Origin of the sequence: Nannocystis sp. RBIL2, assembly GCF_026626745.1 — a bacterium.
Taxonomy (GTDB): Bacteria; Myxococcota_A; Polyangia; order Nannocystales; family Nannocystaceae; genus Nannocystis.
The window spans coordinates 1202501-1228506 of the sequence record NZ_JAPNJW010000001.1; the positions used below are offsets into that span (position 1 = coordinate 1202501).

Annotated in this window: 20 protein-coding genes (1 of these 20 cut by a window edge); 13 read left to right on the forward strand and 7 right to left on the reverse strand. The window is 71.8% G+C overall.

Features of this window, described 5'->3' with window-relative positions; all coding sequences use genetic code 11:
- Positions 1 to 431: the 5' portion of a hypothetical protein gene (locus OV090_RS04775; RefSeq protein WP_267702274.1), read on the reverse strand. Its footprint begins 157 nt before the window's first position; 431 of the gene's 588 nt are visible here — the first part of the coding sequence; its start codon is at positions 429 to 431; its stop codon lies off the left edge, out of view.
- 78 nt (positions 432 to 509) lie between these two features.
- Here OV090_RS04775 and OV090_RS04780 point away from each other — a divergent pair, with 78 nt between their 5' ends.
- Entirely contained in the window at positions 510 to 1184 is a 675-nt protein-coding gene (locus OV090_RS04780) for a peptidylprolyl isomerase (RefSeq protein ID WP_267702275.1), read from the forward strand.
- Between the two features lie 92 nt (positions 1185 to 1276).
- Positions 1277 to 2149, forward strand: a complete 873-nt coding sequence (locus OV090_RS04785) for a peptidylprolyl isomerase (RefSeq protein ID WP_267702276.1) — start codon at positions 1277 to 1279, stop codon at positions 2147 to 2149.
- A 270-nt stretch (positions 2150 to 2419) separates the two neighbouring features.
- Here OV090_RS04785 and lon read toward each other — a convergent pair whose 3' ends face one another.
- The 3 genes from lon to OV090_RS04800 all read right to left on the reverse strand — a co-directional run bounded on the left by lon (position 2420) and on the right by OV090_RS04800 (position 6840).
- A complete protein-coding gene (lon, locus tag OV090_RS04790) occupies positions 2420 to 4888 on the reverse strand; it encodes an endopeptidase La (RefSeq protein WP_267702277.1) in 2469 nt (822 codons plus the stop codon).
- Between the two features lie 153 nt (positions 4889 to 5041).
- Positions 5042 to 6157, reverse strand: a complete 1116-nt coding sequence (locus OV090_RS04795; protein ID WP_267702278.1) for a hypothetical protein — start codon at positions 6155 to 6157, stop codon at positions 5042 to 5044.
- A complete protein-coding gene (locus tag OV090_RS04800; protein WP_267702279.1) occupies positions 6154 to 6840 on the reverse strand; it encodes an HAD family phosphatase in 687 nt (228 codons plus the stop codon). The genes OV090_RS04795 and OV090_RS04800 overlap by 4 nt, the downstream gene beginning before the upstream one ends.
- 49 nt (positions 6841 to 6889) lie before the next feature.
- Between OV090_RS04800 and OV090_RS04805 the strand changes: the two genes are divergently transcribed.
- The 4 genes from OV090_RS04805 to OV090_RS04820 all read left to right on the forward strand — a co-directional run bounded on the left by OV090_RS04805 (position 6890) and on the right by OV090_RS04820 (position 13710).
- A complete protein-coding gene (locus OV090_RS04805) occupies positions 6890 to 8776 on the forward strand; it encodes a PAS domain-containing protein (RefSeq protein WP_267702280.1) in 1887 nt (628 codons plus the stop codon).
- Between the two features lie 545 nt (positions 8777 to 9321).
- Positions 9322 to 12153: a response regulator gene (locus OV090_RS04810; protein ID WP_267702281.1), complete on the forward strand. Its 2832-nt coding sequence runs from the start codon at positions 9322 to 9324 to the stop codon at positions 12151 to 12153.
- A 67-nt stretch (positions 12154 to 12220) separates the two neighbouring features.
- A complete protein-coding gene (locus OV090_RS04815; RefSeq protein WP_267702282.1) occupies positions 12221 to 13009 on the forward strand; it encodes a TrmH family RNA methyltransferase in 789 nt (262 codons plus the stop codon).
- A gap of 2 nt (positions 13010 to 13011) precedes the next feature.
- Entirely contained in the window at positions 13012 to 13710 is a 699-nt protein-coding gene (locus tag OV090_RS04820) for a sterol desaturase family protein (RefSeq protein WP_267702283.1), read from the forward strand.
- Positions 13711 to 13717: 7 nt separating this feature from the next.
- Here OV090_RS04820 and OV090_RS04825 read toward each other — a convergent pair whose 3' ends face one another.
- Positions 13718 to 15079, reverse strand: a complete 1362-nt coding sequence (locus tag OV090_RS04825; protein WP_267702284.1) for a VCBS repeat-containing protein — start codon at positions 15077 to 15079, stop codon at positions 13718 to 13720.
- A gap of 269 nt (positions 15080 to 15348) precedes the next feature.
- Here OV090_RS04825 and OV090_RS04830 point away from each other — a divergent pair, with 269 nt between their 5' ends.
- The 5 genes from OV090_RS04830 to OV090_RS04850 all read left to right on the forward strand — a co-directional run bounded on the left by OV090_RS04830 (position 15349) and on the right by OV090_RS04850 (position 20215).
- Positions 15349 to 16293, forward strand: a complete 945-nt coding sequence (locus tag OV090_RS04830) for a zinc metalloprotease (protein ID WP_267702285.1) — start codon at positions 15349 to 15351, stop codon at positions 16291 to 16293.
- A gap of 213 nt (positions 16294 to 16506) precedes the next feature.
- The gene (locus tag OV090_RS04835) at positions 16507 to 17820 is read left to right on the forward strand and encodes a vWA domain-containing protein (protein WP_267702286.1); all 1314 of its coding nucleotides are present in this window, start codon (positions 16507 to 16509) and stop codon (positions 17818 to 17820) included.
- A 19-nt stretch (positions 17821 to 17839) separates the two neighbouring features.
- On the forward strand, positions 17840 to 18832 hold the full coding sequence (locus OV090_RS04840) for a DUF4003 family protein (RefSeq protein WP_267702287.1): 993 nt from the start codon (positions 17840 to 17842) through the stop codon (positions 18830 to 18832).
- 41 nt (positions 18833 to 18873) lie between these two features.
- Entirely contained in the window at positions 18874 to 19581 is a 708-nt protein-coding gene (locus OV090_RS04845; protein ID WP_267702288.1) for a hypothetical protein, read from the forward strand.
- Positions 19582 to 19612: 31 nt separating this feature from the next.
- On the forward strand, positions 19613 to 20215 hold the full coding sequence (locus OV090_RS04850; RefSeq protein ID WP_267702289.1) for a hypothetical protein: 603 nt from the start codon (positions 19613 to 19615) through the stop codon (positions 20213 to 20215).
- 32 nt (positions 20216 to 20247) lie between these two features.
- Here the strand turns inward: OV090_RS04850 and OV090_RS50470 are convergent, their stop codons facing one another.
- Positions 20248 to 22737 (reverse strand): type ISP restriction/modification enzyme, encoded by a 2490-nt coding sequence (locus OV090_RS50470; protein ID WP_267702290.1) that lies wholly within the window; start codon positions 22735 to 22737, stop codon positions 20248 to 20250.
- 144 nt (positions 22738 to 22881) lie between these two features.
- Positions 22882 to 23709 carry a metallophosphoesterase gene (locus OV090_RS04860; RefSeq protein WP_267702291.1) on the reverse strand — a complete coding sequence of 276 codons (828 nt, stop codon included), beginning with the start codon at positions 23707 to 23709 and terminating at the stop codon, positions 22882 to 22884.
- A 688-nt stretch (positions 23710 to 24397) separates the two neighbouring features.
- On the opposite strand from OV090_RS04860, the gene OV090_RS04865 reads away from it, so the two are divergent.
- Both OV090_RS04865 and OV090_RS04870 read left to right on the forward strand, forming a co-directional pair.
- Complete coding sequence (locus tag OV090_RS04865; protein WP_267702292.1) at positions 24398 to 24937, forward strand: hypothetical protein; 540 nt, start codon at positions 24398 to 24400, stop codon at positions 24935 to 24937.
- The gene (locus OV090_RS04870) at positions 24910 to 25998 is read left to right on the forward strand and encodes a hypothetical protein (RefSeq protein ID WP_267702293.1); all 1089 of its coding nucleotides are present in this window, start codon (positions 24910 to 24912) and stop codon (positions 25996 to 25998) included. Before OV090_RS04865 ends, OV090_RS04870 begins: the two co-directional genes overlap by 28 nt.
- Positions 25999 to 26006: the final 8 nt, after the last annotated feature.

Here is a 26006-nt window from a genome sequence, read left to right on the forward strand (position 1 = left end):
CCCGGCGCCCAGGCGACGAACATCAACATGACCCGCCCGACCGCGTCTGCCGGCAATTCCTCGGCCTGGCGCAGCACGAGCACCTGCGACGGGGTCGTCTTGCGCGGCAGGCTGCCGCGCAAGCTGCGGCCGAGCGTCACCTCCACCCGCTGCTGCGGCTGGCCCCCGAACAACGTGCGGCTCCACACCTGATCCACGGTGACGAGGACGATGACGTTGGCGTAGCCGAGGCGCTGGCTGAAGCGCCGCTGATCGAGGACGTCGCCCGGCGCGCGCCCCGTCAGCTCGACCGCGGTGGGGGTGAAGCGATCGTCGAAGAGCTGGTCGAGCCGGGTGTCCCAGGCGCTCGCCCCCGCCGGCGCGCCGAGCTCGCCGCTGGACGAGTGACGGCAACCCGCGAGCGCGAACCACGAGACCGACAAACCGAGCACGATGCTGGCCCAAGAGCCAGGTCTCCGCGCTGCCCGACGAACGTCCATCTATGCGGAGAGTAACGTATGCTCACGCCCGTGCGCACCCCTCTCCGCTCCGGCCTCGGGCTCGCCCTCGTCGCGCTGTGCGCCTGTGCGAGCGGGCCCCGGCCCTTCCCGCCGCCCGTGCCGGAGGTCGTGGCGCGCAACCAGACCGCGGGCGACCCGCACGCGGGCCGCTTCACCTACGAGGAAGCGGTCGCCGGCCTCCCCGAGGGCCCTCGCCTGCTCGCCATCCTGAGCACCGACGCCGGCGAGATCCGCTGCACCCTCGACCCGAGCGAGGCGCCGATCGCGGTCGCCAACTTCGTCGGCCTGGCCCGCGGCCTCCGCCCGTTCCAGGACGCCCTTGAGGGTCCCTGGCACACGGCGCCCTATTACGACGACACCCCCGTCCACCGCGTCCAGGACGGGGAATTCATCCAGGCCGGCCGCCGCGGAACCGGTCCGGGCTTCGTCCTTCAGGACGAGATGTCCGCCGGACACGTGTTCGATCGCCCGGGCCTGCTCGCCCTCGCCAACACCGGCGCCCCGCACAGCAGCGCCGCCGAGTTCTTCATCTCGTTCGCCCCGCTGACCCAGCTCAAGGGCAAGCACACCATCATCGGCTCGTGCGACTCTGAGGATGTCGTCCGCGAGCTGGCCCGCCGCGCTCTGGCCGACCCTGCGAACCCGCCGAAGATCGCCACGGTCACCATCCGCCGCGCGCCGTGACCCGCGATCTTCCTCACGGCTCTGCGCGCGCAGATTCACTGGCCGCGGCGCGCGGTCGTGGGAAAACCCTCGCCGTCTACGGACCTACGACCATGCCCGAGATCTCGCACGTCCGCATCCTCTCCCTCTCCTGCGCGCTGGTGCTTGCCGCTTGCGCCCCCGACGCCGGCAAGACCGACGCCAGCAAGGCCGAGCCGACCAAGACCGACGCCAAGAAGCCCGACGCCAAGGCGCCGGAAGTGAAGGCGCCCGAGGCCAAGGCCCCGGAGACCAAGCAGGAGACCAAGACCGAGCCGCCGCCGCCCGCCGCGAAGTTCAAGAAGGGCCAGATGGCGCGCCCCGGCCTGTCCCCGGCCGACCTGCTCGAGTTCAACAAGGCCCAGGGCGACCCGATGGGCGAGATTACCCTCGAGCAGGCGCTGGCCGGCGACGAGGCGCTCGCCGACAAGTCGAAGGGCAAGCTGTTCGCCACCCTCGACACCACGATGGGCCCGATCCGCTGCGAGCTGTTCGAAGAGCAGACGCCCAAGACGGTCGCCAACTTCGTCGGCCTCGCGCGCGGCGTGCGGCCCTATTACGTCAAGAAGGAAGACACCTGGAAGACGGGCAACTTCTACGACGGCACCCTGTTCCACCGCGTGATCCCCGGCTTCATGCTGCAGGGCGGCGATCCGCTGGGCACCGGCACCGGCGGCCCCGGCTTCCTCATCGTCGACGAGTTCGACAAGACCCTGCGCCACACCGGCCCGGGCATCCTGTCGATGGCCAACCGCGGGCCGAACACCGGCAGCTCGCAGTTCTTCGTCACCGTCGCGGCCACGCCGCACCTCGACGACAAGCACGCAGTGTTCGGCAAGTGCGACAGCAAGAACGCGATCGCCATCAGCAAGGTCAAGACCCGCGCCGATCGCCCGCTCGACGACGTGAAGATCAACAAGGTCACGTTCGAGCGCGCCAAGAAGTGAGCCGCGCGCCTCTTCCATGAACGGAAGAACATGGCCGCCGAGACCTGCGCGATGGGACAGGTCTCTTCGGCCATGTGATTTTCGCGGTCGGCGACGACGAGAGTCCCGACGAGTAGACACGTCACGCCTGTCAGTCGCTCCCCACCTCCGAGCTCCGGCTGACAGGCGCTGACGCTTCATCCGCGTCGCCGCAGCGAGAGCGCGGGCCTTTAAACGGCGAAGCCGCCGAGACTCGCGTCCCGGCGGCTCCGTGCGGCGGCGCTTCGCGCCTCAGTGCGGCCCGTGCTCGCTCTCGTGAGCGGCGCGGTCCTTGCGGCGGCGCTCGTCGAGGTACTGCGCGACCGCTCGCCAGTCGGCCGGGCCGGCGACCAGCTCGCCCGACATGAACTTGCGGAACGGCGCGTTCGGATGGTCCTCCGGCGGCATCGACAGGGCGGCGCGGAGCACGTCGTCGATGGTGTCGGCGAGCTTGACCTCGAGCGCCTTGAGCACGTTCTTCGGCACGTCCTGCAGGTCCTTCTCGTTGTCTCGCGGGCAGATGACCGTCTTCATGCCGCCGCGGAAGGCCGCGAGCAGTTTGTCCTTGAGCCCGCCGATCGGCAGCACCTTACCGCGCAGGTTGATCTCGCCGGTCATCGCCACGTCCTTGCGCACCGGCACCTGCAGCAGCGCGGACACCAGCGAGGTCACGATCGTGACGCCCGCCGAGGGGCCGTCCTTGGGCACCGCGCCCTCGGGGAAGTGGACGTGGAAGTCGATGTGCTCGTAGAAGTCGGGCTCGAGGCCGAACGACAGCGAGCGCGAGCGGACGTAGGTGACAGCCGCCTGCGCCGACTCCTGCATGACCTCGCCGAGCTTGCCGGTCAGGGTGACCTTGCCCTTGCCGGCCGACACGGTGACCTCGGCGGGCAGCAGGTCGCCGCCGAAGATCGTCACGGCGAGGCCGTTGGTCATGCCGATCTGGTCGTTGGTCTCGGCGACGTTGTAGCGGAACTTCTGCGGCCCCAGGAGGCGCTGGACCGTGCGCACGTCGACCTTGTACGCCTTCTTCTTCTTGCCTTCCTTGATGTACTCGCGGGCCAGCTTGCGGACCACCGAGCCGACGGCGCGCTCGAGGTTACGGACCCCGGCTTCCTTGGTGTAGTGGTGGATGAGCTCGCCGACCGCCTGGTCGGTGAACGTGACCTCGACCGTCGACAGACCGTTGGCCTCGAGCTGCTTCGGGATGAGGTACTGGCGGCAGATCTTGCCCTTCTCCTCGTCCGTGTAGCCCGTGAGCTCGATGATCTCCATGCGATCCTGCAGCGGCAGCGGGATCGAGTGCAGCGAGTTCGCGGTGCACAGGAACAGCACGTCGCTGAGGTCGTAGTCGAGGTCGAGGAAGTGGTCGACGAAGGCCTGGTTCTGCTCGGGGTCGAGGACCTCGAGCATCGCCGCCGACGGGTCGCCGCGGAAGTCCATCGAAATCTTGTCGATCTCGTCGAGCAGGAACACCGGGTTGGCGGAGCCGGCCTTGCGCAGGCCCTGGATGATCTTGCCCGGCATCGCGCCGATGTAGGTGCGCCGGTGGCCGCGGATCTCGGCCTCGTCGCGCACGCCGCCGAGCGACACGCGGACGAACTTGCGGTTGGTCGCTCGCGCCACGCTCTTCGCCAGCGACGTCTTGCCGACGCCGGGCGGGCCGACGAGGCACAGGATCGGGCCCTTCAGCTTCGGCACCAGCGAGCGCACCGCGAGGTACTCGATGATGCGCTCCTTCGGCTTCTCGAGGCCGTAGTGGTCCTGGTCGAGGATCTTCTCGGCCTCGTCGACGTCGAGCTTCTCGACCGTGCGCTCGTCCCACGGCAGCGCGAGCACCGTGTCGATGTAGTTGCGCACGACCGTGGCCTCGGCGCTCATCGGGCTCATCATCTTGAGCTTGCGCAGCTCCTTCTTGAGCCGGTCGGTCGCCTCCGCCGACATCTTCTTGCGGCGCACCTTCTCTTCGAGCTCGGCGATCTCGTTCTTGAACTCGTCCTGCGAGCCGAGTTCCTTCTGGATCGCCTGCATCTGCTCGTTGAGGTAGTACTCCTTCTGGTTCTTCTCCATCTGCTTCTTGACGCGCGTCCGGATCTTCTTCTCCACCTGGAGAATCTCGATCTCGTTCTGCATCAGCTCGTAGAGCTTCTCCAGGCGCGCGCGGACCGACTCGGTCTCGAGCAGTTCTTGCTTGGCCGACAGCTTGAAGTTCACGTGCGCGGCGATCGTGTCGGCCATGCGCGACGGGTTGTCGATGCTCGCCACGCTCGCGGCCAGCTCGGGCGGCACGCGCTTGTTGAGCTTGACGTAGTTCTCGAAGGTCGCCTGCACCGAGCGCATCAGCGCCGCCAGCTCGGGCTCCTCCTCGACGGTCACCGCGGAAGGTTCGACGACGTCGACTTCGACCAGGAAGTACTTGTCGTGGTCGAGGTAGCGGCCGATCTTCGCCCGGCTCTTGCCCTCGACCAGCACCTTGACGGTGCCGTCGGGCAGACGCAGCAGCTGGATGATGCTGCCGATCGTGCCGAACGTGTGGATGCCGTCGGGCCGCGGATCGTTGACCTTGGCCTTCTTCTGCGCGCAGAGCAGGATGCTCCGGTCGCTTGCCATGGCCTCTTCGAGGGCGTTGATCGACTTCTCGCGCCCGACGAAGAGCGGCACGACCTCGTGCGGGAAGACGATGAGCTCGCGGAGCGGGAGAAGCGGGATCTTGCGTGCCATGAAGGAGCCTGGCGGCAAACCTAGCATCCGGGCCAGGTGGGGTCAAACACCGCGCGTGCGCTGCCCCCCGCGGCATGGCGCGGCGCGACTCGAGACCCGATGTGTGTGTCTCCAACGAGTGCGATCGGTCAGGCTCGATTTGTGAGGCCTCGCTCACCCTCTCGGCGCGATGAACCACCGCCACAGCCGCGCGAGCGCGGCGCCGACGAGCACACCCCAGGGCAGGCCGGGCGCGCCCGTGACGGCAAGCGCCAGCGCGACGACCTCGACGCGGACGTCGCTGTTCGACCACGCCGGCAGCGTGGCGCCGAGCCGCGCCGCAAACGCGTCGACGCTCGGCAATTCGAAGCGCGGTCGCTCGCCGCGCAGCACGTCGCGCGCGTGGGCCAGCGACAGGAACGCCGCGCCCGCGCCGAGGCCGAGCAGCACCAGCCCAGCGACGCTGGAGCGACCCGCCTCGGCGACCAGCGCGTAGGTCAACGCGGCGACGTAGGCCGCGTGCCCGAACGGTCGCACCGCGGGCGCGAGCCACTGCACGTCGGCCGCGCCCCCACGCCCGCGGACCAGTCGCGCGAGCGCGGGCACCACTGCCGCGAGCTGCACCCCGATGCAGAGCAGCGCGGCCCCGAGGACGATCCCGAGCCGACCACCGAGCAGAGCCGCCGGCCCGGCGAGGACCGCCGTCACCGTCGCCGCGAGCTCGATCTGTCCCAGCGGACGACCGCTGTCGGCCAAGCGATTCACGATCGCGCGCAGCCACCCCGACGCGCTCGCGGCGCCCTCGACAGCGTCGCCGCGATCGCTCCAGATCACCGCTTCGAGGCGTGCCCGATCTTCGCCGTACACGTAGCGCGCGAGATCTGCGGGCCCGCGATCGGCCGGCCACGGCAACTCCTCCGCGATCGGCAGCTCGGCCGGCACGCACGCGAGGTGACCGGTGCACCACGCACTCGGACGTCCGAGCCCGTCGCCGAGCGAGTAGCCCTCGTCGGCCGCGAGCGGCTGCTCGACCAAGGCGCGCAGCAGCGGCTCGGCGATCACCGCGCTCTCGAACACGAGCAGCGCCGGGGCCGCGATCGGCTCGCCGGACGACACGACCCTCGCGCCATGTACGATCGAACATGTCCCCGGGGCCAGGAGAACCTCGACGAAGCCGGCGCGGCGAGCGGCGTCGGCGAGGCGGACCGCGGGGGTGGTGCCGAGCACCGGGCGGGCCAGATCGACCCGCGCCTCGGCGTCGGGCATCAGCACCAGGACGGGCGCGCTCACGACGTCATCACCGCCGCGAGGTCGGCCAGCTGCAACCCGGCGAGACCGGGGACCACGCGGTGGGCGGCGTGTTGCCGCTGGTGCCCGGGCCGATCCGGCGGCGGGTTGGCCGCCGAGGTCGCCAGCACGCGCATGCCGGCGGCGATCCCGGCCGCGATCCCGGCCTCGCTGTCCTCGACCACCAGGCACCGCTCCGGCGCCGCGCCGAGCCGCTGCGCCGCGAGGACGTAGCCCTCCGGCGACGGCTTGCCGCGGATCACGTCCTCGGCGCCGACGTAGAAGCGCAACAGCTCGCCGATCTCGAGCACCGCCAGCGCCTGCACGATCTCCGAGCGCGCCGAACCGCTCACGATCGCCACCGCGATCCCGGCGGCGTGGGCCAAAGAGACCAGCTCGCGCGCGCCCTCGAGGACCGGAAGCCTCAACCCGGCCGCAAACATGGCGTCCTTGGCCGCCGTGGTGCCAGCCAGCACCTCCGCAAGGGTTGCTCCCAGGCGGGCCTCCAATCGCAGCTCGGCGTAGATCTCCTGCCAGGCGTGGCCGATCACGAACAGCCGTTCGGGTTCGCTGAGTTCGAGCCCGCGGCCCGCGCAGAAGCGGACCAGGCCCTCGGTATGGATGTGCTCGCTGTGAACGAGGGTTCCGTCGAGGTCAAGGAGCAGCGCTTGCGGCAGGCCGATCATGCCGCGACAGGCTAACCGACCTCCGGCCCTGATACACTGTCACCTCCAGATGCCTGACCCCGGCGATGAACGCTGCCTGCCCGCCCTCGCCGCGGCCTTGCGGAGCCTCTTGCTCCCCGGCGCGGGCGCGGCCGAACGGGCGCTCGCGGCCTTCGCCGAGCCGCAGGGGCTCGACTTCGCCGCGTTCCTCGAGCCCAGCGGACTCGGCTTTGCGCCGCGCGGCGTGTGGATGCGCGAGCGTGGGGCTCCGCGCGGCGACGAGCTGCGGCTGCCCCCGCGCTGGCTCGAGGCGTTCGCCGAGGGTCGGGTCGTCAGCGCCCCGGCGGGCGAGGTCTCGCCGCCCGAGCTCAAGCCGCTGCGGTTGTTCGGCGCCCCCGCCCTGCTGGCCGCCCCGGCCCGCGGCGACGGCCTCGTCGGCGTGCTCCTGTTCGCCGCCTTCGGCCAGCGCTTCACCTGGTCCGAAGGACATGCCCATGCGGCCAGCGCCCTGGCCGCCGCGCTGGCCGCCGCGCTCGTGCGCATCGACGAGACCGCCGCAGTCCTCGATCACCTGCCGCAGCGGATCGCCTGGAAAGACGGCCGCCTGCGCTACCGCGGGGCCAACCGCGCGTTCGCTCGCGCGGCCGGCCTCACCGGAGCCCAGTTGGCCGGCCGCAGCGATCGCGAGTTGGTCCTGCGCCCCGAGCTGTGCGACGGCGGTGACGTCGCGCGGCGGCACGAGCGCGAGGTGCTGCAGAGCGGGCGCCCGCAGATCGCCCGCATCGAGGCGACCCAGGTCGCGGCGGGCCGCGAGCAGTGGCTCGCGGTCAGCCGGATCCCGCTGACCGGCGGCGACGGCAAGCCCTCGGGCGTGATCGTCGTCAGCGAGGACATCACCGACCGCCTGCAGGCCGCGGCGATGCTGCGCCACGCCGAGCGGACCGGCGCGGTCGCGCGGCTGGCGTCGGCGATGAGCGCCGACCTGCAGAACCCGCTGACCGAGATCGAGAACCTCGCCACCGACGAGCGGATCCGCAGCGCCGCCCGCAACGCGAACGACCTCGTCCGCCAGCTCGCCGCGTTCGCGCGCCGCCAGCTCGCCGACCCGGTCGACGTCGCCCCCGCCTCGCTGATCGCCCGCATGGGCGGCCTGCTTTCGCGCGTGCTCGGCGACGGCCTCGCGCTCGACCTCCCGGTCGAGGGCCTGCGCAGCGCCGTCCGCGTCGACCCGCGCCAGCTCGAGCTGCTGGTCGTCGCCGTCGTCCGACACATCCGTTCATACATGCCCCAGGGTTCCAAGCTGGCGATCGACGTCGCCCCGCAGACGCTGGGCATCGAGCGCTCGCTCGGGTTCGGCTTGCCCGCCGGCGAGTACGTCCGGATCCGCTTCCTCGCCTACCCGGTCGAGTCGGGCGGCGCCGACATGGGCGAGGCCCTGCGCGCGCGGCTGGTCCTGGCGCAGGCGATCGCCCGCCACGGCGGCGGCGCCCTGCGGCTCAACCGCGACGGCGAGTCGAGCTTCCGCGCCAGCTTCGACTCGCTGGCGATCGAGGTCGTGCTGCCGCGGGTGTTCAGCATCCCGCGCGCGGTCGACCCGACCCCCGCGCCCGACACCCGCGGCGTCGAGTCGGTGCTCATCCTCGACGACGACCTCCACCTGCGCGGGGCCGTGGCCGCTGCGCTGCGCCAGCTCGGCTACACCGTCCACATCGCCGAGCACCTCGACGAGGCGCTCGCGCTGCAGCGCCAGACCCGGCCGCCACCGGCCCTCGCCCTGATCTCGTCCGAGCTGTCGGCCGGCACCGCCGACGCCGCGCGCGCCCTGCAGAAGGCCCAGTCCGAGCTGCGCGTGTTGGTGCTGTCGCGCCACGCCGGCGGCGAGGGCGTGGTCGTGTCCGGCAGCTTCGAGGCCCTGGCCGCCCGCGTCCGCCAGGCGCTCGACACCCGCCCGGGTTGACGCGCCGCGAGCCGCGACCTCGGCCGCTCTTGTCGGCGCGCGGGCATGTCCCTCAGGACATGCTCGTTCGGCCATGCCCCTTCAGACATGTCTCATCAGGCATGCCCAGCGAGACATGTCGAGGGAGACATGTCCTCACATCCGTCTCCGCCCAGCCCCAGAGCGCGGCGGCAGCGCTCGCGCGATCGCCTGGGTCCACGCACGGGGACTGCGCACCGGGCGACGCCCGCGAGGTCGACGCCGCAGTACGCCGTCGCGATTCGGGCGCGGTCCGGTCCGCATCGCCCGGTCTGCGCCCGAACAACGCACAGCGGCCCCTGCGCGCCGTTGTGGCGCTGATCCTGTCCCGGAGATCTCCCCGCGCGGGGCCCTGGGGTGAGGCGCGAGAACAGCGTATGGACGCGACGTGGAGGCCCCTCGGCGCGCGCGCCGCTGCGCGTGAGCGTGGCGAGTTTTGGTACACCTTGCCACAGAGCAACCGGTGATGACGGCGCAGGGGCACTCGGGAGTTCGGTTTGCCGTGGCGTGACCACTACCTCGCGGCGATGCACGACATCCGGCGCGGCCTCGGCGAGCAGGTCGACCTGCCGGCGTTGGTCGGCTCGATCTTGTGGCACGCCGAGCAGTTCTTCGACGGCGGCGGCGCGGCCTTCTACCTCGCCCAGCCCGAGGGCCTGCGGGCGATCGCCGGCGCGAGCTCGGTGATCCGCTCGCTCGGCGAGCACATCGAGGCCAACCGCGGCGGCCCGGTGATGGAGGTGTGGCAGTCGGGGCACGCGCTGCTGGTCCCGCCCACCGCCGACAGCTCGATCGGCCTCGCGCTGACGCCCGTCGAGACCCACGAGCGGCGGCTCGGCGTGATGGTGATCGGCGGCCTCACCGGTCTGACGGCCGTCGACGCCATGACCCTGGCCGAGATGGCCCCGTTCGCGGGTCTGCTGGCGATCAGCGTCGTCAACGCCGGCCTCTACATCACCGCCCGCCAGGAGCTGGCCGAGCGTCGCAAGGCCGAGGCCGCGCTGCGCGAGAGCGAGGAGCGGTTCCGGACCCTGTTCGAGTACGCCCCGGACGCCATCCTCGTCGTCGACGGCAACACCGGCCTGTTCGTCGATCCCAACGCCAACGCCCTCCGGCTGTACGGCCTCTCGCGCGAGGAGCTCATGCACGTCGGCCCCGGCATCATGAGCCCGCCGGTCCAGCCCGACGGCCGCAACTCGCTCGAGGGCGCGCACGAGCACGTGCTCGCGGCCATGGCCGGCGAGGCGCCGGTGTTCGAGTGGGTCCACCGCAACGGCGCCGGGCAGGACATCCCGTGCGAGGTCCGGCTGGTGCGCCTGCCGGCGAGCGGCCGCAACCTCGTGCGCGCCAGCGTCACCGACATCACGGAGCGCACGCGGGCCCAGCAGGCGCTGGCCGCCGCGAAGGAGGCCGCGGAGGCCGCCAACGCCGCCAAGGGCACCTTCCTCGCCAACATGAGCCACGAGATCCGCACGCCGATGAACGCGATCATCGGCATGACGGGGCTGCTGCTCGACACCCCGCTGAGCAGCGAGCAGCGCGACTTCGTCGACACCCTGCGCTCCTCGTGCGAGTCGCTGCTGACCATCATCAACGACATCCTCGACTTCTCGAAGATCGAGGCCAACAAGCTCGAGCTCGAGAGCGAGGCCTTCAACCTGCAGGAGTTCATCGACGGCGTGGTCGACCTCGTGGCGGCCAGCAAGCTCGGCGACAAGCCGCTCAACATCGCCGTCTCGATCGCCGCCGACGTCCCGCGCCGGCTCGTCACCGACTCGACGCGCCTGCGCCAGATCCTCCTCAACCTCCTCAGCAACGCCGTCAAGTTCACCGCCCACGGCGACATCAGCCTCGACGTCAGCGTCCGCGGCGTGCGGCGCCCCGGCGACGGCCCGCCGCGCTACGGCCTGTTGTTCGCGGTCGAGGACACCGGCATCGGCATCCGCGCCGATCGCATGGACCGGCTGTTCCAGAGCTTCAGCCAGCTCGACAGCTCGACCACCCGGCGCTTCGGCGGCACCGGCCTCGGTCTGGCGATCAGCAAGCGCCTGGCCGAGATGCTCGGCGGCACCATGTGGGCCGTCAGCGAGGTCGACCGCGGCTCGACCTTCTACTTCACCATCGACGCCGCCAGCGAGCCCAACTCGCAGATCATCGTCGCCGACCACGACGGCCGCTTCCGCGGCAAGCAGCTGCTGCTCGTCGACGCCAGCGGCCCGCAGCGGCGCCTGCTCTCCGGCCACGCCCACGCCTGGGGCCTGCAGACGCTCGCCTTCGCCACCGCCGGCGAGGCGCTGGCCGGCCTGCGCGAGGTCGCCGTCGACGTCGCGGTCGTCGACACCCTGTTGCCCGACGAGCGCCACAAGGACTTGCTCGCCGCCCTGCGCCACGCCCACGTCCCGGTGGTCCTGCTCGCGCCGATGGCGAGGCGGTCCTATGGGACAGGTCTCGAAGAACATGACGCATTGGTCAGCAAGCCGATCAAGGGCGCCTCGCTGCTGGCCGCGCTGGCCAGCGTGCTCGGCGAGGGCGACGCCCAGCCGAGCCCGCGGGTCGAGCTCGGCGCGTCCGAGTTCGACCCGACCCTGGCCGAGCGGCTGCCGCTGCGGATCCTCGTCGCCGAGGACAACGCCACCAACCAGAAGCTCATGCTGCTGATGCTGGAGCGGTTCGGCTACCGGGCCGACTGCGCCTTCCACGGCATCGAGGCGCTCGACGCGATCAGCCGCCACGCCTACGACATCGTCCTCATGGACGTGCAGATGCCGGAGATGGACGGCCTCGAGGCGACGCGGCTGATCCGCCGCAGCGGCGGGCCGCAGCCGCGCATCGTCGCCATGACCGCCAACGCCATGGACAGCGACCGCGAGGCCTGCCTCGCCGCCGGCATGGACGACTACGTCAGCAAGCCGATCCAGATCCGCGAGCTGCGGGCCGCGCTCGAGCGGTCGCGCCGACCCATCGAGGTCCCGCCGCCGCCGCCGCAGCTCGACCCCTCGCTGGTGTCGACCCCGACGGAGCTCGAGCGCGAGGCGACGGCCGGCTACCGCCAGCTGCGCGACCTGCTGGGCGCCACCACGGCCGACGAGATCGCGGCCCTGTTCCTGCGCGAGGCCGACGAGCTGATGGAGCGCCTGCGCCTCGCCATCGCCGGCGGCGACATCGACGGCGTACGAGAGGCCGCGCACAGCCTCAAGGGCAGCTCCGGCGGCCTGCGGCTGATGAGCCTCCACGCCATCGCCGCCGCGCTCGAGGCCAAGAGCCGCGCTGGCGACCTGCTGCACGCCCCGCTCCTGTTCGGCGAGCTCCAGCGGCAGTACGGCGTCGTCTACGACCACCTGGCCGGGCGCCCCGCCTGACCCGACCGGGCTCACGAGCGCCGACGCCGGAGCCCCCGCGGCCGCCTGCTATACCTCCGGCGCCCGCATGCAACGCGCCCTGAAAAGCCCCAAGGCCCCCGCCGCCCCGGCCGCCCCCGAGATGAAGGTCTGCGGCGTCAACGCCTGCCTGGCGCTCGCCGCCCGCCGGCCCGACGACGTCCGCCGCGTCTACGTCCACCCCTCGCGCCTGCCCGCGTTCGGCCCCGTCCTCAAGCGCTGCGCCGAGCGCCGGATCGCCTATCACATCGTCGAGGACGACGAGCTCGAGCGGATCACCCAGTCCGTCCACCACGAGGGCATCTGCTTCATCGCCCGCGAGCGCCCGGCCATCGGCCTCCAGAGCGCGCTGCAGCGGCGCGACCCGACGCGTCCGCGCTGCCTCCTCTACCTCGGCGGCGTCGGCAACCCGCACAACCTCGGCGCGATCGTCCGCGTGTGCGCCCACTTCGACGTCGACGCGGTGTTCGCCGGCGGCCTCGAGTCGCACGCCTCGCCGGCCATGCTGCGCACCGCCGAGGGCGGCGCCGAGTTCGTCGACGTCGTCCCCGTCGCCGAGGGTACGGGCCCGCTGGTCGTCGCGCGGCGGGCCGGCTTCCGCCTGATCGCCACCGCCGCCCGCGCCAAGCGCTCGCTCTACAGCGCCCCGCTGCCGCCGCGGTCCATCATCATGCTGGGCGCCGAGGCCGACGGCCTCGCCCCCGCGCTCCTGAACATGGCCGACGACACCGTCCACATCCCCGGCACCGGCGCGCTCGACAGCCTCAACGTCGCCTGCGCCGCCGCCGTCGTGCTCGGCGAGTTCTGGCGCAGCCACCGGACCCCCGCCGCGGAGTAGTCGTGGCGCGCCACCCGGTCCTCACCGACGCGCTGCTGGACGCCGCGCTCGGGCCCGAGGCCAAACCTGACCTTCAGGCCAGGTCCCCGCGCTTCTTCCACCGCCCGCTGTACGAGCGCCTGACGCGGGCCCACTGGGCCAGCCCCTATCTCCTGTGGGTCGGCCCGATCGCCGCCGGCCTGGTCTTCGGGGCAGCCGCCTACGACCCCGCGCCGCTGGCCCTCCTGGTCGCCGGCGGCTGGCTGGTGTGGACCTTCGTCGAGTACTGGCTGCACCGCGGCTTCTTCCACCTGGCCCCGACCACCCCCGCGCGGCAGGTCACCAGCTTCATCGTCCACCGCCACCACCACGTCGCCCCCAACGACCGCGACCGCCTGGTCGCCACCCCGCTCTACAGCGGCGGCCTGGCCCTGCTGCTGTTCGGCGTCTACGGCCTCGCCCTCGGCTCCGCCGCCCGCTGGCCGCTGCTGGCCGGCACCCTGCTCGGCTACCTCGCCTACGAGTGGGCCCATCTCGTCGCCCACCACCGGCGCCCGCGCACCGCCCTCGGCCGGGCCGTCCGCCGCCGTCACCTGCGCCACCACTTCGGCGACCGCGCGCTCGACTTCGGCATCTCCAGCCCGCTGTGGGACCTGATCTTCCGTACCTATTCCAAAAAACATGTTCCGGAGGACATGCCCGATCGGGCATGCCCTCCGTGACATGTCCTCACGGCCCAGTCCGCATCAGCGTGAACTCCGCCAGCTGTGGCGCGGCCGCGACCACGTCGGCCCGCCCGTCGCCGTCGACGTCGCCGGCCGCCAGCGCCTGCGGCGTGATGCCCGGGCTGAACGGCAGGCTCTGCACGCACGGCCCGTCGCCGCCGGCGACGAAGATCACGTGCACCCGCCCTGACCCCGCGGCCAGCACGTCGCCCGCCCCGTCGCCGTCGACGTCGGCCACGGGCCCGAGCAGCGGCGCCTCCTCGACCCGCAGGTCCGGCATGGCCTGGCCCTGCGACCAGATCGTCAGCAGGTCGAGCTCCGGCGGCGGCTTGCGGTGCCCGATCACGTCCGTCAGCCCGTCGCCGTCGACGTCCCCGGCCACCACGCTGTCGAGCGCGCGGATCCCCGGCGCGGTCACCCCGTCGATCGGCTGCAGCCCCATCCCCGCCACGAACTCGAACACGTCGACCGCCGGCGGGCTCGCCACCGTCGCCAGCAGGTCGAGCCTGGCCGGGTCCCCGCCGACCGCACCGACCCACGTCGCGAACATCACCCCGCGCAGCGCCGCCCCGAACGGCTCACCGAAGCCGCCCATCCCGTCGCCCAGGCGCAGCGCGATCGGCTGCGCCGGATCGGCCCCGCGGGCCAGCAGGTCGGCCCGCCCGTCGCCGTCGAAGTCGCCGGCCCACAGCTGCCCCGGCTCTGCGCCCAGCGTCTCCTTCACCGGCGCCGCGAACATCGCGTCCTGCCCGAACAGCAGATGCAGCTCCCCGATCGGCGCGGCCCGGGACACCGCCAGGTCCGACCAACCATCCGCGTCGAAGTCCGCCACTGCCAGCCGCTGCGTGCCTCCGAACATGTCGGTCGGGAACATCACCCCTGACGCGAACCCGCCGAGCCCGTCGCCGAGCAGCACCTCGACCGCGCCCGCGTCCGGGTCCAACGCCACCACGTCGAGCGCCGCGTCGCCGTCGACGTCGACCAGCGCCAGCGCGCTCGGAGAGCCTTGCAGCCACGGCTCCGACAGCGTCAGCGGCAGCCGTTCGCACACTGGTATCGCCGCGATCGGGTCGCACCATCCTGGGCCGACGCACTCGTGGCCCTCGTCACATTCGTCGTCCGCGTAGCATTCGTAGCCCTGGCAGCGCAGCTCGAGCGCCCCGTCGAGGTTCGGCACCACCGCGCAGCAGCCGACCGCGTCGTAGCACTCGCCCTCCACGCAGTACTCGCAGAAGCCCTCGCAATCCGCGTCCGACTGGCACTCCGGCGCCGGGCCCGACGTCCCGCTGGTCTCGCTCGTCTCGCTCGTCGCGCTCGTCGGCTCGGGCTCGGTCGGCGATGGATCTCCCGTCGACGAACTCGTCATGGACGTCGACGTCTGCTCCCCCGCAGACTCGTTCTCCGGGGGTGCAGGACCACACGCCGTCACGCACAAGCCGGCAGCAATCCAGGTCAATCGAGTCTGCATGACGCGTAACCTTCGCACATTCGCCCGGGCGCGACAGGGGCAATCGAGTTCACACACAGAAGCGGACCCGTGTGGCTTACACGACGCAGGCGCGTCATCGCTGCTGGTTCCTCCTGGACGAAGTTGTTTACTCTACGATGGGCCCGTGATCGGGCTGTAAGGAGCTCATGAAGACCACGACTCTCTGGTGCACGATCCTCGGCGCGTGCGCGCTCGCTTGCGATGTCTCTGACGATTCCACCCCTGGCGAGGCGCAGGACGTTGTTCTCGACCTCGACGAGGACGCCCGCGACATCTGCGAGATGGACGACGACGCCTGTGTGGAAGACCTGGCGGCCGCTGAAGAGGCGGCTCTGCACGGCCGCTGCGGCGTTCACCCGAGCGCCTTCGAGATCGCGGCGATGGAGGCCGACTTCCAGCATCGCTTCGCCGCCGGCCCCTCGCAGACGATCGAAGGCGCGCGGGCGGCCATCCCGGTGTGGTTCCACGTCATCCGCAACAACGCCGGCCAGGGCGACGTCAGCGACCAGCAGATCAACGCCCAGCTGAACCTCCTCAATTCGACCTACGCCGGGACAGGCTTCTCGTTCGCGCTGGCGGGCGTCGACCGGACCAACAACAACAGCTGGTACACCATGGCCTCCGGCAGCTCGGCCGAGGTGCAGGCGAAGAACGCCCTGCGCAGGGGCGGCAAGGAGACCCTCAACATCTACACCGGCAACATCGGCCAGGGCTTGCTCGGCTGGGCCACCTTCCCCTCCCAGTACAACAGCAACCCGAAGTACGACGGCGTGGTGATCCTCAACGCCAGCTTGCCGGGCGGCAGCGCGGTCCCCTACAACCTCGGCATGACCGGCGTCCACGAGGTCGGCCACTGGATGGGCCTCTATCACACCTTCCAGGGCGGCTGCTCCAAGCAGGGCGACCTCGTCGACGACACCCCGGCCGAGAAGTCGGCCGCGTTCGGCTGCCCCGTGGGCCGCAACACCTGTCCCGCCGCCGGCGACGACCCGATCCGCAACTACATGGATTACACCGACGATGCTTGCATGACCAACTTCACGGCCGGCCAGGCCAGCCGCATGCAGGCCCAGGCCTCCACGTACCGCTGAAGCGACGGGAGCGACAGGGGCCCGCCGCGCTCCTCGGGGTCATTCGCCCTCAGGAGCGCGGACCGAAGACCCGGCGACACGCCATTCTCTGACTCGCCTGAAAGGCCGCGCCCCGACATGGAAGGTCACGCGGCCTTCGTTGCACGTACACCGCCCGGCCGATTGAAAGCCGGGGGCGACCTGTGCTTCCGTCGCGTCGTCGGAGATTGTGTGATGTCGCAGCGTAGCCTCGAATTCCTCTTTACTTGTTCTCTCCTGCTCGTCGCCTGCGGTGACGACGGCGGCGTCGCCACCGGCAGCGCCTCGGGGACCGGCGTGACCTCGGCCAGCGGCACGGTCACGGCCACGACCACCGCCACGGCCACCGCCACGGCCACCGCCGGGACCGAGACCACCTCCGGCAACAGCGGCACCGAATCGACGGGCACCGATCCGACCACCGGCGACCCGACCACGGGCACGACCGCGCCGGTCGACACCACCGGGCCCGATACCACCGGCACCGCGAGCAATACCAGCACCACGTCGCTCGATACCACCACCACCACCACCGGCGACGACACCACCACGACGTCGACGAGCCTCGCTACCACCGACGGCACCACCGGCGAATGCGCCGCAGTCAGCGAGACGGCGACCAACAAGAAGCAGCCGGCCGACATCATCTTCGCCATCGACAACTCGGGCTCGATGGACATGGAGATCGCCAGCGTCCAGGCGAACATGAACCAGTTCTCGGCCAAGATCATCAACAGCGGCATCGACGTCCGCGTCATCGTGATCTCCGACAACAGCATCTGCGTCGGCGCCCCGCTCGGCTCCGGCAACTGTCCGGCCGACAGCAAGCCGCCGACCTACACCCGCATCAATCAGGGCGTCGGCAGCAACAACGCCCTGCAGCTCATCCTCGACACCTACCCGCAATACAAGGACCTGCTGCGGCCCGACGCCGCCACTCACCTCGTCGTCGTCACCGACGACGACTCCAACCTCGGCGCGGGCGCCTTCGACACCCAGTTCAAGGCGCTCGAGGCCGGCATGGCCGACTACAAGATGCACGCGATCTGCGGCGCCAAGGGCCCCAGCGACATCCTGTGGTGCATCCAGAACGCGGTGTGCTGCGCCTTCACGGCCGACGCCGGCGACGTCTACCTCGACCTCATCGCCGACACCGGCGGCAAGTGGGGCGACCTCTGCCTGCAGAACTTCACCCCGGTGTTCGACGAGCTGTCGACCCAGGTCATCGAGGCCGCCACCCTCGCCTGCGAGTGGACCATCCCCGAGCCGATGGGCGAGCCGATCGACTTCGACAAGGTCAACGTCGAGTTCGACGACGGCACCCCCGAGACCTTCGGCAAGGTCCCGAGCCCGGCCGAGTGCGCCGACGTCAGCGACGGCTGGTACTACGACGACGAGCAGAACCCGACCAAGATCGTCGTCTGCCCGCAGACCTGCGCCAAGATCCAGGGCGTGCCCGACGCCAAGATCAACATCGAGTTCGGCTGCGAGACCATCATCGCCCAGTGATAAACTGACCGGGCGCGCCATGGCGTTCCGCGACCAGCACGCCCTGCCCGGCCCCGCCGCCGACCCGTTCGCCCGCTTCCAGGCGCTGTTCGCGGCCCTGGAGGACCTCGGCGGCAACGGCGACTCGCTGCGCCTGGTCGCCATCAACCTGCTCGGCGTGCCCGGCGAACCCGCCGCGATCGCCGAGCAGGTCCGCGAGTGCGACCGTCAGCTGGCGCAGAGGTTCGGCTGGTGGAGCAGCACCCCCGGCGACACCCGCCGCGTGCTCGCCTCGCAGCTCGTCAAGACCGGCGACCAGGCCGACGCCTTCCTCGCCGAGGTCGACCGCGTCTCCGCGATCTTCCGCGACGTCGGCGTGCGCCGCGGCGGCGTCTACGAGACCCTCGCCGCGCTGGTGCTGCGACGCGCGCTCGGCGGCGCCCCCGCCACCCGCGCCCACGTCGAGCGCTTCGCGGCGATCTACGCCGAGATGAAGCGCTATCACTGGTGGCTGACCGGTCCCGAGGACTTCCCCGCCTGCGCCATGATGGTCGGCTGCGACGGCACGCCGGCGGCCATCGGCGCCGGCATCGAGGCCATCTACCGCGCGCTGCACGAGCACGCCGGGCTGTGGCAGGGCAACGCCTTGCAGACGGCCGCAAACATCCTCTATCTCAGCCGCCTCGGCGCGCACGAGATCGCCGAGCGGTTCGCCCTCGTCGTCCAGCAGTTCCGCGCCGCCGGGGCCAAGATCGGCCAGCAGGAGTATGACGACCTGGCGATCCTGTGCTTCCTCGCCCTCCCGGTCGAGCGGATCGTCGCCGACGTGCTCGCGATCCGCGATCGATTGACCGCGAGTCGGTGGTGGTCTCGCCGCGGCGACCTCGGGCTCGCCGCGAACCTCGCGTTCGTCCACCTGGTCGGCGAGGACGGCGCTCTCGGCCCGCTCGCCGACGCCAAGCTCCTGCTCGACATCCAGGCCCTCGTCGCCGCCCGTCAGGCCACCATGGTCGCCGTCGCCGCCAACGGATAGGGCCTTTTTCGCCGCGCCTCGGGTCTGGCATCCTGCTTGGGATGTCCACGCCGCGCTTGCTGGCGCTCGTGCTCGTGCTCGCGGGGCTGCACCTCGGCGTCGACGCGCTGGCGGCCGAGGTCGTCGGCACCTTCGGCGCAGTGCTGGCCGCGACCAGCTTCGGCCCCGGCGATCCGCCGCGCCGTCCGTGGCTGCTCCGCGCCGTCGCGCTCGGCCTCGTCGTGACCGCGCACGCGCTCCAGCGGCAGGGCCTCGTCACGGACCACCGCCTCGACTACGCCCTGCTGATCGTCGCCAACGTCCTCGGCGCGCTGGCCCTGCTCGGCTTCTTGCGCGTCCTCCGGCGCAGCGGCCTCACCGTCCCGCTGCGCCCGGGCGAGCGCGTCGTCGCGGTGCTGCTCGCCTGCGCCACGCTCGGCGTCGTCGCCTGGATCCTCGCCGCGCTCGTCCTCGACTCGATCCGCGACGTCGCCGTCGCCGTCAGCACCCTCTGCGACGCAGTCGTCTTCACCACCGCCGCCTTGCTGCTCCGTCATGTCTTGCCGATGCGCGGCGGTCTCGTGGCCCAGCCCTACCTCCTGCTCGCGGTCGACGGTCTGTGCTTCCTCGCGCTCGACCTCGCCCACGCGCTGCAGCCCGTCCCCGGCCCGGTCTTCGCGCCGCTGAGCGCGCTCGGCCACGCCACGGGCGGCGCCGCCGGGTTCGCGCAGGCGGCCCTGGTGCGTCGCGGCGCTCGGCCTTCGCGTTGACAGCACCGCCTCGCCGCGACATTTTCTCGCCATGGCCGAGGAGCCGCACGCGCTCGTCCCCGTCGACACTTCGCGTCCGCCCGACGCGTACGAGCAGCACTACATGGCCGGCGAGGGCACCGTCCTGTACCGCCACAAGCACCGCGCGCCGTGGCAGCTGCACGCGATCTTCATCTTCAGCATCATCGCAGTGGCCAGCGCCGCTCTGGCGGCCGGCGGCCTCGTCGGCGGCGCCATCGGCATCGCCGTCGGCCTGCCGCTGTTCGGGCTGATGTGGATCTTGTCCTCGGTCCTGCGCGTCACGGTGTCGGAGGGCCACGTCAACGTCCAGTACGCCATGTTCGGCCCCAAGATCCCGATCGCCGGCATCGAGCACGCCGAGCTCGTGCAGTACGACTGGCGCCGCTTCGGCGGCTGGGGCATCAAGCGCTCGCTGGCCGGCGAGTGGATCTACAACATGCCCGGCGACGGCGGCCGCGCGGTGCGGATCGTCTGGCGCGACGCTCGCGGCAAACGCCACGTCACCCACGTCGGCAGCCCCCGCGCCGACGAGCTGTTGCAGCAGATCCGCCGCGCCCAGCGAGCCTTGCCCGCCGGCGCCCGCCCGGCCGCGCTCGAGCCCGGCGACGAGTGAGCCGCAGGCGCGCGAGCGCGTCGAAGGGGGACTCACGATCCTGGTGGCGGCTCGCCCATCACGAACGCCCCCGGCCAGCCGCCGTGCGCCGCGATGACGCGATCGACCTCGTCCATCACCGCGAGCGTCGCCTGCAGCGCCGCCACCATCACCCGGTAGTGCCGCACCTCCTCGGCCGTCAGCGTCCGGCCGCGGCGCGCCTTCAGCCACTTCTCGCACGGCGCGTAACCCCCGACCTCGAACGCCCGCACCGCGGCCGGCACCCCGGCGAAGCCGCGCGTTCTCTTCCTGTCGATAAAGACATGTCCCTCGGACCATGTCACGACCTCGACGACGCCCCCTGGCTCACCTGTCCATTCGGCCAGCCCCTCGACGACCTCCGCCGTCTCGAGCAGGTGGAGCCCGACCAGCCGCTCCCCCAGCCTCACCAGCGCCTGCGCCAGCCCCGGCGCCGCCGCGATCGGCACCCGCGCGAAGTCCTCGCGGATCGCCGACCCGTAGCACACCCGGTACGTCGGGCTGTGGACCACCGCGTAGACGTAGCGCAGCAGCGCCTCCGGCCCGAACTCGAGCCCCGTCGCGCTTCGCATCGCCGCGACGAACTCGGGCCGCAGGTTGGCAGCGCGCGCCCCGTCCTCGCCGAGCAGGTACAGCGGCGCCAGGAAGTCCTGCCCGCGGTTGCCGAGATAAAACGTCCCGTGGCAGATGGCGTCGCGCGTCACGCCGAAGTGCGACACCCGCGGGCCGACGATCTGGCGGTTGTACATCAGCGCCAGGTTGTCGCCGGCGAGCATGTGCCGCATCACCGCCGCGCGCGGCCGGCCCAAGAATCCACCTGACTTTTCGGACATGTACGTCCAGCGCCAGTCGAACGGCCGGTACAGGATCCGCCGCACCCGCTCTGGCGCCGGCCCGAGCGCTCGCAGCTCCGCCTGCGCCGCCGTCAGCGACCAGGCCCCGTCCGTGGCGATCGCCAGTTCCCGCCGCGCCTCCGCCTCGCTCGCGCCGGCCAGCCGCTCGACCCGCGCTTGCACCTCCGCCGCAGTCCAGCCGATGCACACCGGATCGTTCTTGCTCTGGATCCCCGAGCTGTGGACCGCGAAGATCGCCGGCAACGGCCACCAACCCGCGTACTCGCCCGGCACATCACCTGTCTCTCCCGCCATGTCCCAGCGGTAATACGGCGCCCGCGGCAGGTGCGGCCGCAGCAGCCCCGTCAACTCAGTGGGAACGCCGAGCCGCGCCAGCTTGTCGGCCCGGCGCCCGCGCAACGAACCGCCGTGGTGCCCCGCCCCGCCGCCCTTGCACAGCCACGCGATCGCCACCCCCTGGGTGATCGCGAACACGTTCTCGTCGACCACGTCGCCGCGCACGTCGCCGTGGAGGTCGATCACCCGGCGCCACGGGAACGTCGCCTGCAGGCTGGCCCTCAGCCCGCGCTTGGCGATCCCCACCAGCAGATCGCGGTTGATCACCAGCCCCACCACCGCGCGCGGCACCTGCTCGGCCAGCCACTCGGCCAGGCGCAGGAACTTCCACTCGTCACGCAGCAGGTCGCTCTTGGTCTCGGTCAGCCCCGACTTCCAGCGGCGCAGCTCGGCCACCAGCCACCCCGGCGCCGACGACGACGACGCATACGGCGGATTGCCGAGCACCACCGTGAAGCGCCGCTCGGGCGGCTGCGCCAGCGCGTCGCGGCGCACCAGGCCGCACGGCTCCTCGCCTCTCGGCGCGTAGCCGCTGCGGATCAGCGCGTCCGCCAGACGCAGCCGCGCGACCACCAGCGGCGCCAGCATCGGCTCGTACGCGTGCAGCCGCGGCAGCAGGTGCGCTGGCACGTACGCCCGCCAGCGCTGCAGCACGGCCGGATCGTCGTCCGCGGCCACGCCGAGCTCGCGGCGCCAGCGGTCCTTCATCGTGCGCTCGATCGACCGCACGCACGCCAGCACGAACGCCCCCGTCCCGCACGCGAAGTCGAGGATCGACACGAACGGCCCGGGCTTGTCCGCCTCGCCCGTCACCTGCGCCCACGAGTCCGTCGCCGCCAGGCCGTCGGCGAGCCCGAGCTGCTCGCGCAGCGCCTCGTCGACGCCGGCGACGATCGCAGTCACCAGCGGCCGCGGCGTGTAGAACACCCCGCTCCGCCTTCGCTGCCGCGGATCGAGGCTGGCCAGCAGCGGCTCGAAGAACGCCTCCGCCGCCTCCTCGCCGCCCGTCACTTCGAGCGCGTCGAGTCGCCCGGCGATCCGCGCCAGCTCGTCCGCCAGCGGACCGGTCAGCGCCGCGAGCTCGCGCTGCAGCCCGGCCGCGCGCGCCAGCTCGCGCGCTCGCGCCAGGGTCGCCCCATCACCTGTCTGTTCGGACAGCCCACGCGCCGTGAACAGCGCCGCCACCAGCGCCTGCGCCTCCGCCTCCGCCTCGCCCGTCAGCCGCGCCAGCCGCGGCTGCAGCGCCCGAACCTCCGCCGCCAGCATCGGCGCGAGCGCCTCGGCCCGCTCGCTGGCGCGTGCACGCCGTGGCACGCGCGCAGCCTAGCCCAACCTGTCCCTGCGGACAACGCCGCCTCAGGCCGGGTAGAGCCGGCGGATCTCGTGCCCGTCGCGCAGGTCCGACATCGAGTCGGACCTCGAGGACAGGTTCAAAAAGACATATCGCTCGTGCGAGCGTCAGGCCGGGTAGAGCCGACGGATCTCATGCCCGTCGCGCAGGTCCGACACCGAGTCGTACCTCGAGGACAGGTTCAAAAAGACATATCGCTTGTGTGACTTCGGCGCCCCGAAGATCACCGGGCAAGCCTGTCGCAGGCCGCTCGAGAAGAACCCCTCCTCGTCGCGGTCGTGGCCGTGGATCACCAGCGACACCGGCACCGCGCTGGCCGACACCCGCGCCAGCAGCCGCGCAGTCACCTCGTCGCGCTGGCCGTAGCTGCACAGGAACGTCGCCAGCAGGTGGCGACGGTACGGGTCGTTGTCGCGGGGCGACAGCCGCACCCCGTCGAGGTCGTCGAACTGTTGCAGGCGATCGTCCGGCGAGCCGTGCGACAGCAGCACCCCGCACGGCGCCGCGATCGCCAGCAACGCCGGCTCGAACAGCGCCCGCAGGTCGGCCAGCTGCGCCGGCGTGCAGCGGCCCTCGAGCGCCGCGACCTCGTCGGTGTGAAACTTCGCCGTCCGCGGCCCGCCGACGTGCCCGTGGTCGTGGTTGCCGAGCACGTAGTGGACCCGACCCGGATACGCGCGCTGCAGCTCGAGGATCGCCGCCACGATCTCGGCGGACATGTCCGAATAGTCATACAGCTCGGGCCGCCGCCCGCGCGCCTCGTCGCTGGGTCCGTGGACGGTGTCGCCGAGGATCGCCCAGTGCGTCGCCGGCTCCGTCGCCGAGGCCGTCAGGAAGTGCTCGCGCAGCGCCATGAAGTCGGCCCAGCAACCGTGCAGATCGGTGCTGACGATCAAAGCGCCGCGCGACGGCAGAATCACGGTCCTGCGACCCATCTTCGCGGCGCCGATGATACACGAGAACAGCTCGGCGAGGCCGTGACTCGAGCACCGCGCGGGTCCGCGCCCGCGTGGCCGTTTTTCACGGAAGAGGCCGATGCACGCTCGTGGACGATCGCCGAGGGCTGCACACCACGAGCGCATGCGCACTGCCGCTGCGACGCTCGCGTCGCTACTTCGGCTTCGCCTGGCCACTGCGCTTGCGATCCGTGTCGTGCTCGTCGATCCGGGACGTCCACGAGCTCACGCTGCAGAAGGACCGGCTCGGCGCGCCCTGAAGATCGACATGCCACTCGACGGCGACCTGCGATCGCATCGATCGGCACCGTAGTTTGCGAGCCCACTTCGATTTTGCTCGCCGTAACCTCCTTCACGACCCCGTCGCATCGACCGCTGCGGCGCGTCACGACTAAACCGCCTCGCTAGCGCTCGCGGTTCGCGCTTCAAAGATCGGCGCGCTCGATCGTGCGAGCGCCGATCTCTCGCAACTCGCGAAATCACCTCCCACCGATCCTCCGGGCTTCGCGCCGACTGCCGAGCCGAGCGTACGACCCGAGTCCACTCCGCCGTCGCGCTCGTCCTCGCGTGTGCGAACAGTCCAGAGCGCCCATGGGCCCCACGCACCGACAGCAGCGCCATGGCGACTACTTGTCCGCGCCCGCGGCCACGCGCTATCCTCGCCGCCGTGCGAAACGCCGCGCGAGTGGGCCTGTGCGTCGTGCTGTTCGGCCTCGGGAGCGCCTTCATGGCCTGCTTCAAGGCCGACTTCTTGCTCGGCGCAGTGTGCAACCGCGACGACGCGTGCGGCCAGGACCAGGGCCTGTGTTGCTCCGGGTATCGCTGCCGGCCTGCGCCCGAGCACTGCGAGCGCGGCGAGCACCAGGATACCAGCTACACCCTCGCCTACGCCCCCTGCGACGACGACGAGGAGTGTCACGCCTACGGCATGCCGCGCTGCGTCCACCGCGAAGGCGCGGAGCGGGGCTTCTGCGCCGACCTGTGCGAGGGCATCGCCGGCAACTGCGAGAAGCACCGCGAATCCGACAGCCTGGTCTGCCTCGACGTCGACGGCCAGCCCCTGTGCGCGCTCAGCTGTTGCAGCGCCGGGTGCGAGGCCGACACCGACGAGAGCGTGTGTCCGGGTCAAGGTAAGTGCCCTGCTCCCTGCCCTTCCAAGATGGAGTGCCTGGACGACGTATGCGTGCCGGCGAAGACGTCACAGTGATCGCCCGGCCGCCTCGTCTGCGGCGCACAGCCAGCGATGCGCGCCCCCATCCTCCCGCGCTCACGGCCGGCTGCCCCCCGTCTCGTCACGCGAGTCGGCCCGCTCGCCGCCTCGCGGCCGCCCTCGCCATCCTCCTGTCCCTCGAGACAGCCACCGCCCGCGCCGCCATCGCCGGCGACCTGTCCTTCGGACCACCCGCCCCTTCGCCCCGCGACCTCGCCTACGAGCAAGGCCAGGCGGCCAAGGAGGCCGGCGACGACGCGCGCGCCGCCGAGGAGTTCGCCCGCGCCTACCGCCTCACCCCGGCCGACGAGACCGGCCCGCGGCTGATGCTCCTGCGCGAGAGCGTCGACGCCCGCCTGCGCGCCCACCAGCGCGGCGCCGGAGCGCGAGAGCAGCTCTGTCCGGCCCGCAGCTTGCTGCGCGAGCACCTCGCCGGCGCCGACCCCCTCGCCGACGAGCGCGCCCGCTTGGGCCGCATCGAGCAGGGCCTCGGCGCCGTCGACTGCGACGCCCCCGAAGGACCCGCCCCGCAAGACCCCGCCCCGAGTCAACCCGTCCCCGGGGACACCCGGCCCGCGGCCCCACGGCCTGTCCCTCCAGACAGCTCACATGTCCCTCCGGCCACCTCACCCGCGACCGCCGCCGCGCCACGACCTGCCCCCGGAGACATGTCCTCCGCGCCACGCGGGTCGGCCCGGCCCGGCCGCGCGCTCCGGATCGCCGGCGCGACCGTGCTCGGCGTGGGCGCGGCCGCGCTCGTGCCGATGGGCGTCGGGATCGCCCTCGCCCGCGACGCCACCCGCGACGGCCGCCGCGTCTGCTGGGGCATGGACATCGCCTGCGACGGCGGCAGCGACCTCGAGGTGCAGGAGATCCTGGAGCGCGGCTACGACGCCGACAGGCTGGTCCGGATCGCCGCGCCGATCGCCGGCGTCGCCCTGCTCACCGGCCTCGTCCTGCTCAGCGTCGGCCTCGCCGTCCGCGGCCGGGCGCCCGTCGCAGTCGGGCCGCGCTTCGGCCCCGGCAACCTCGGCATCGGGCTCCAGGGCCGCTTCTGACGGCCCCC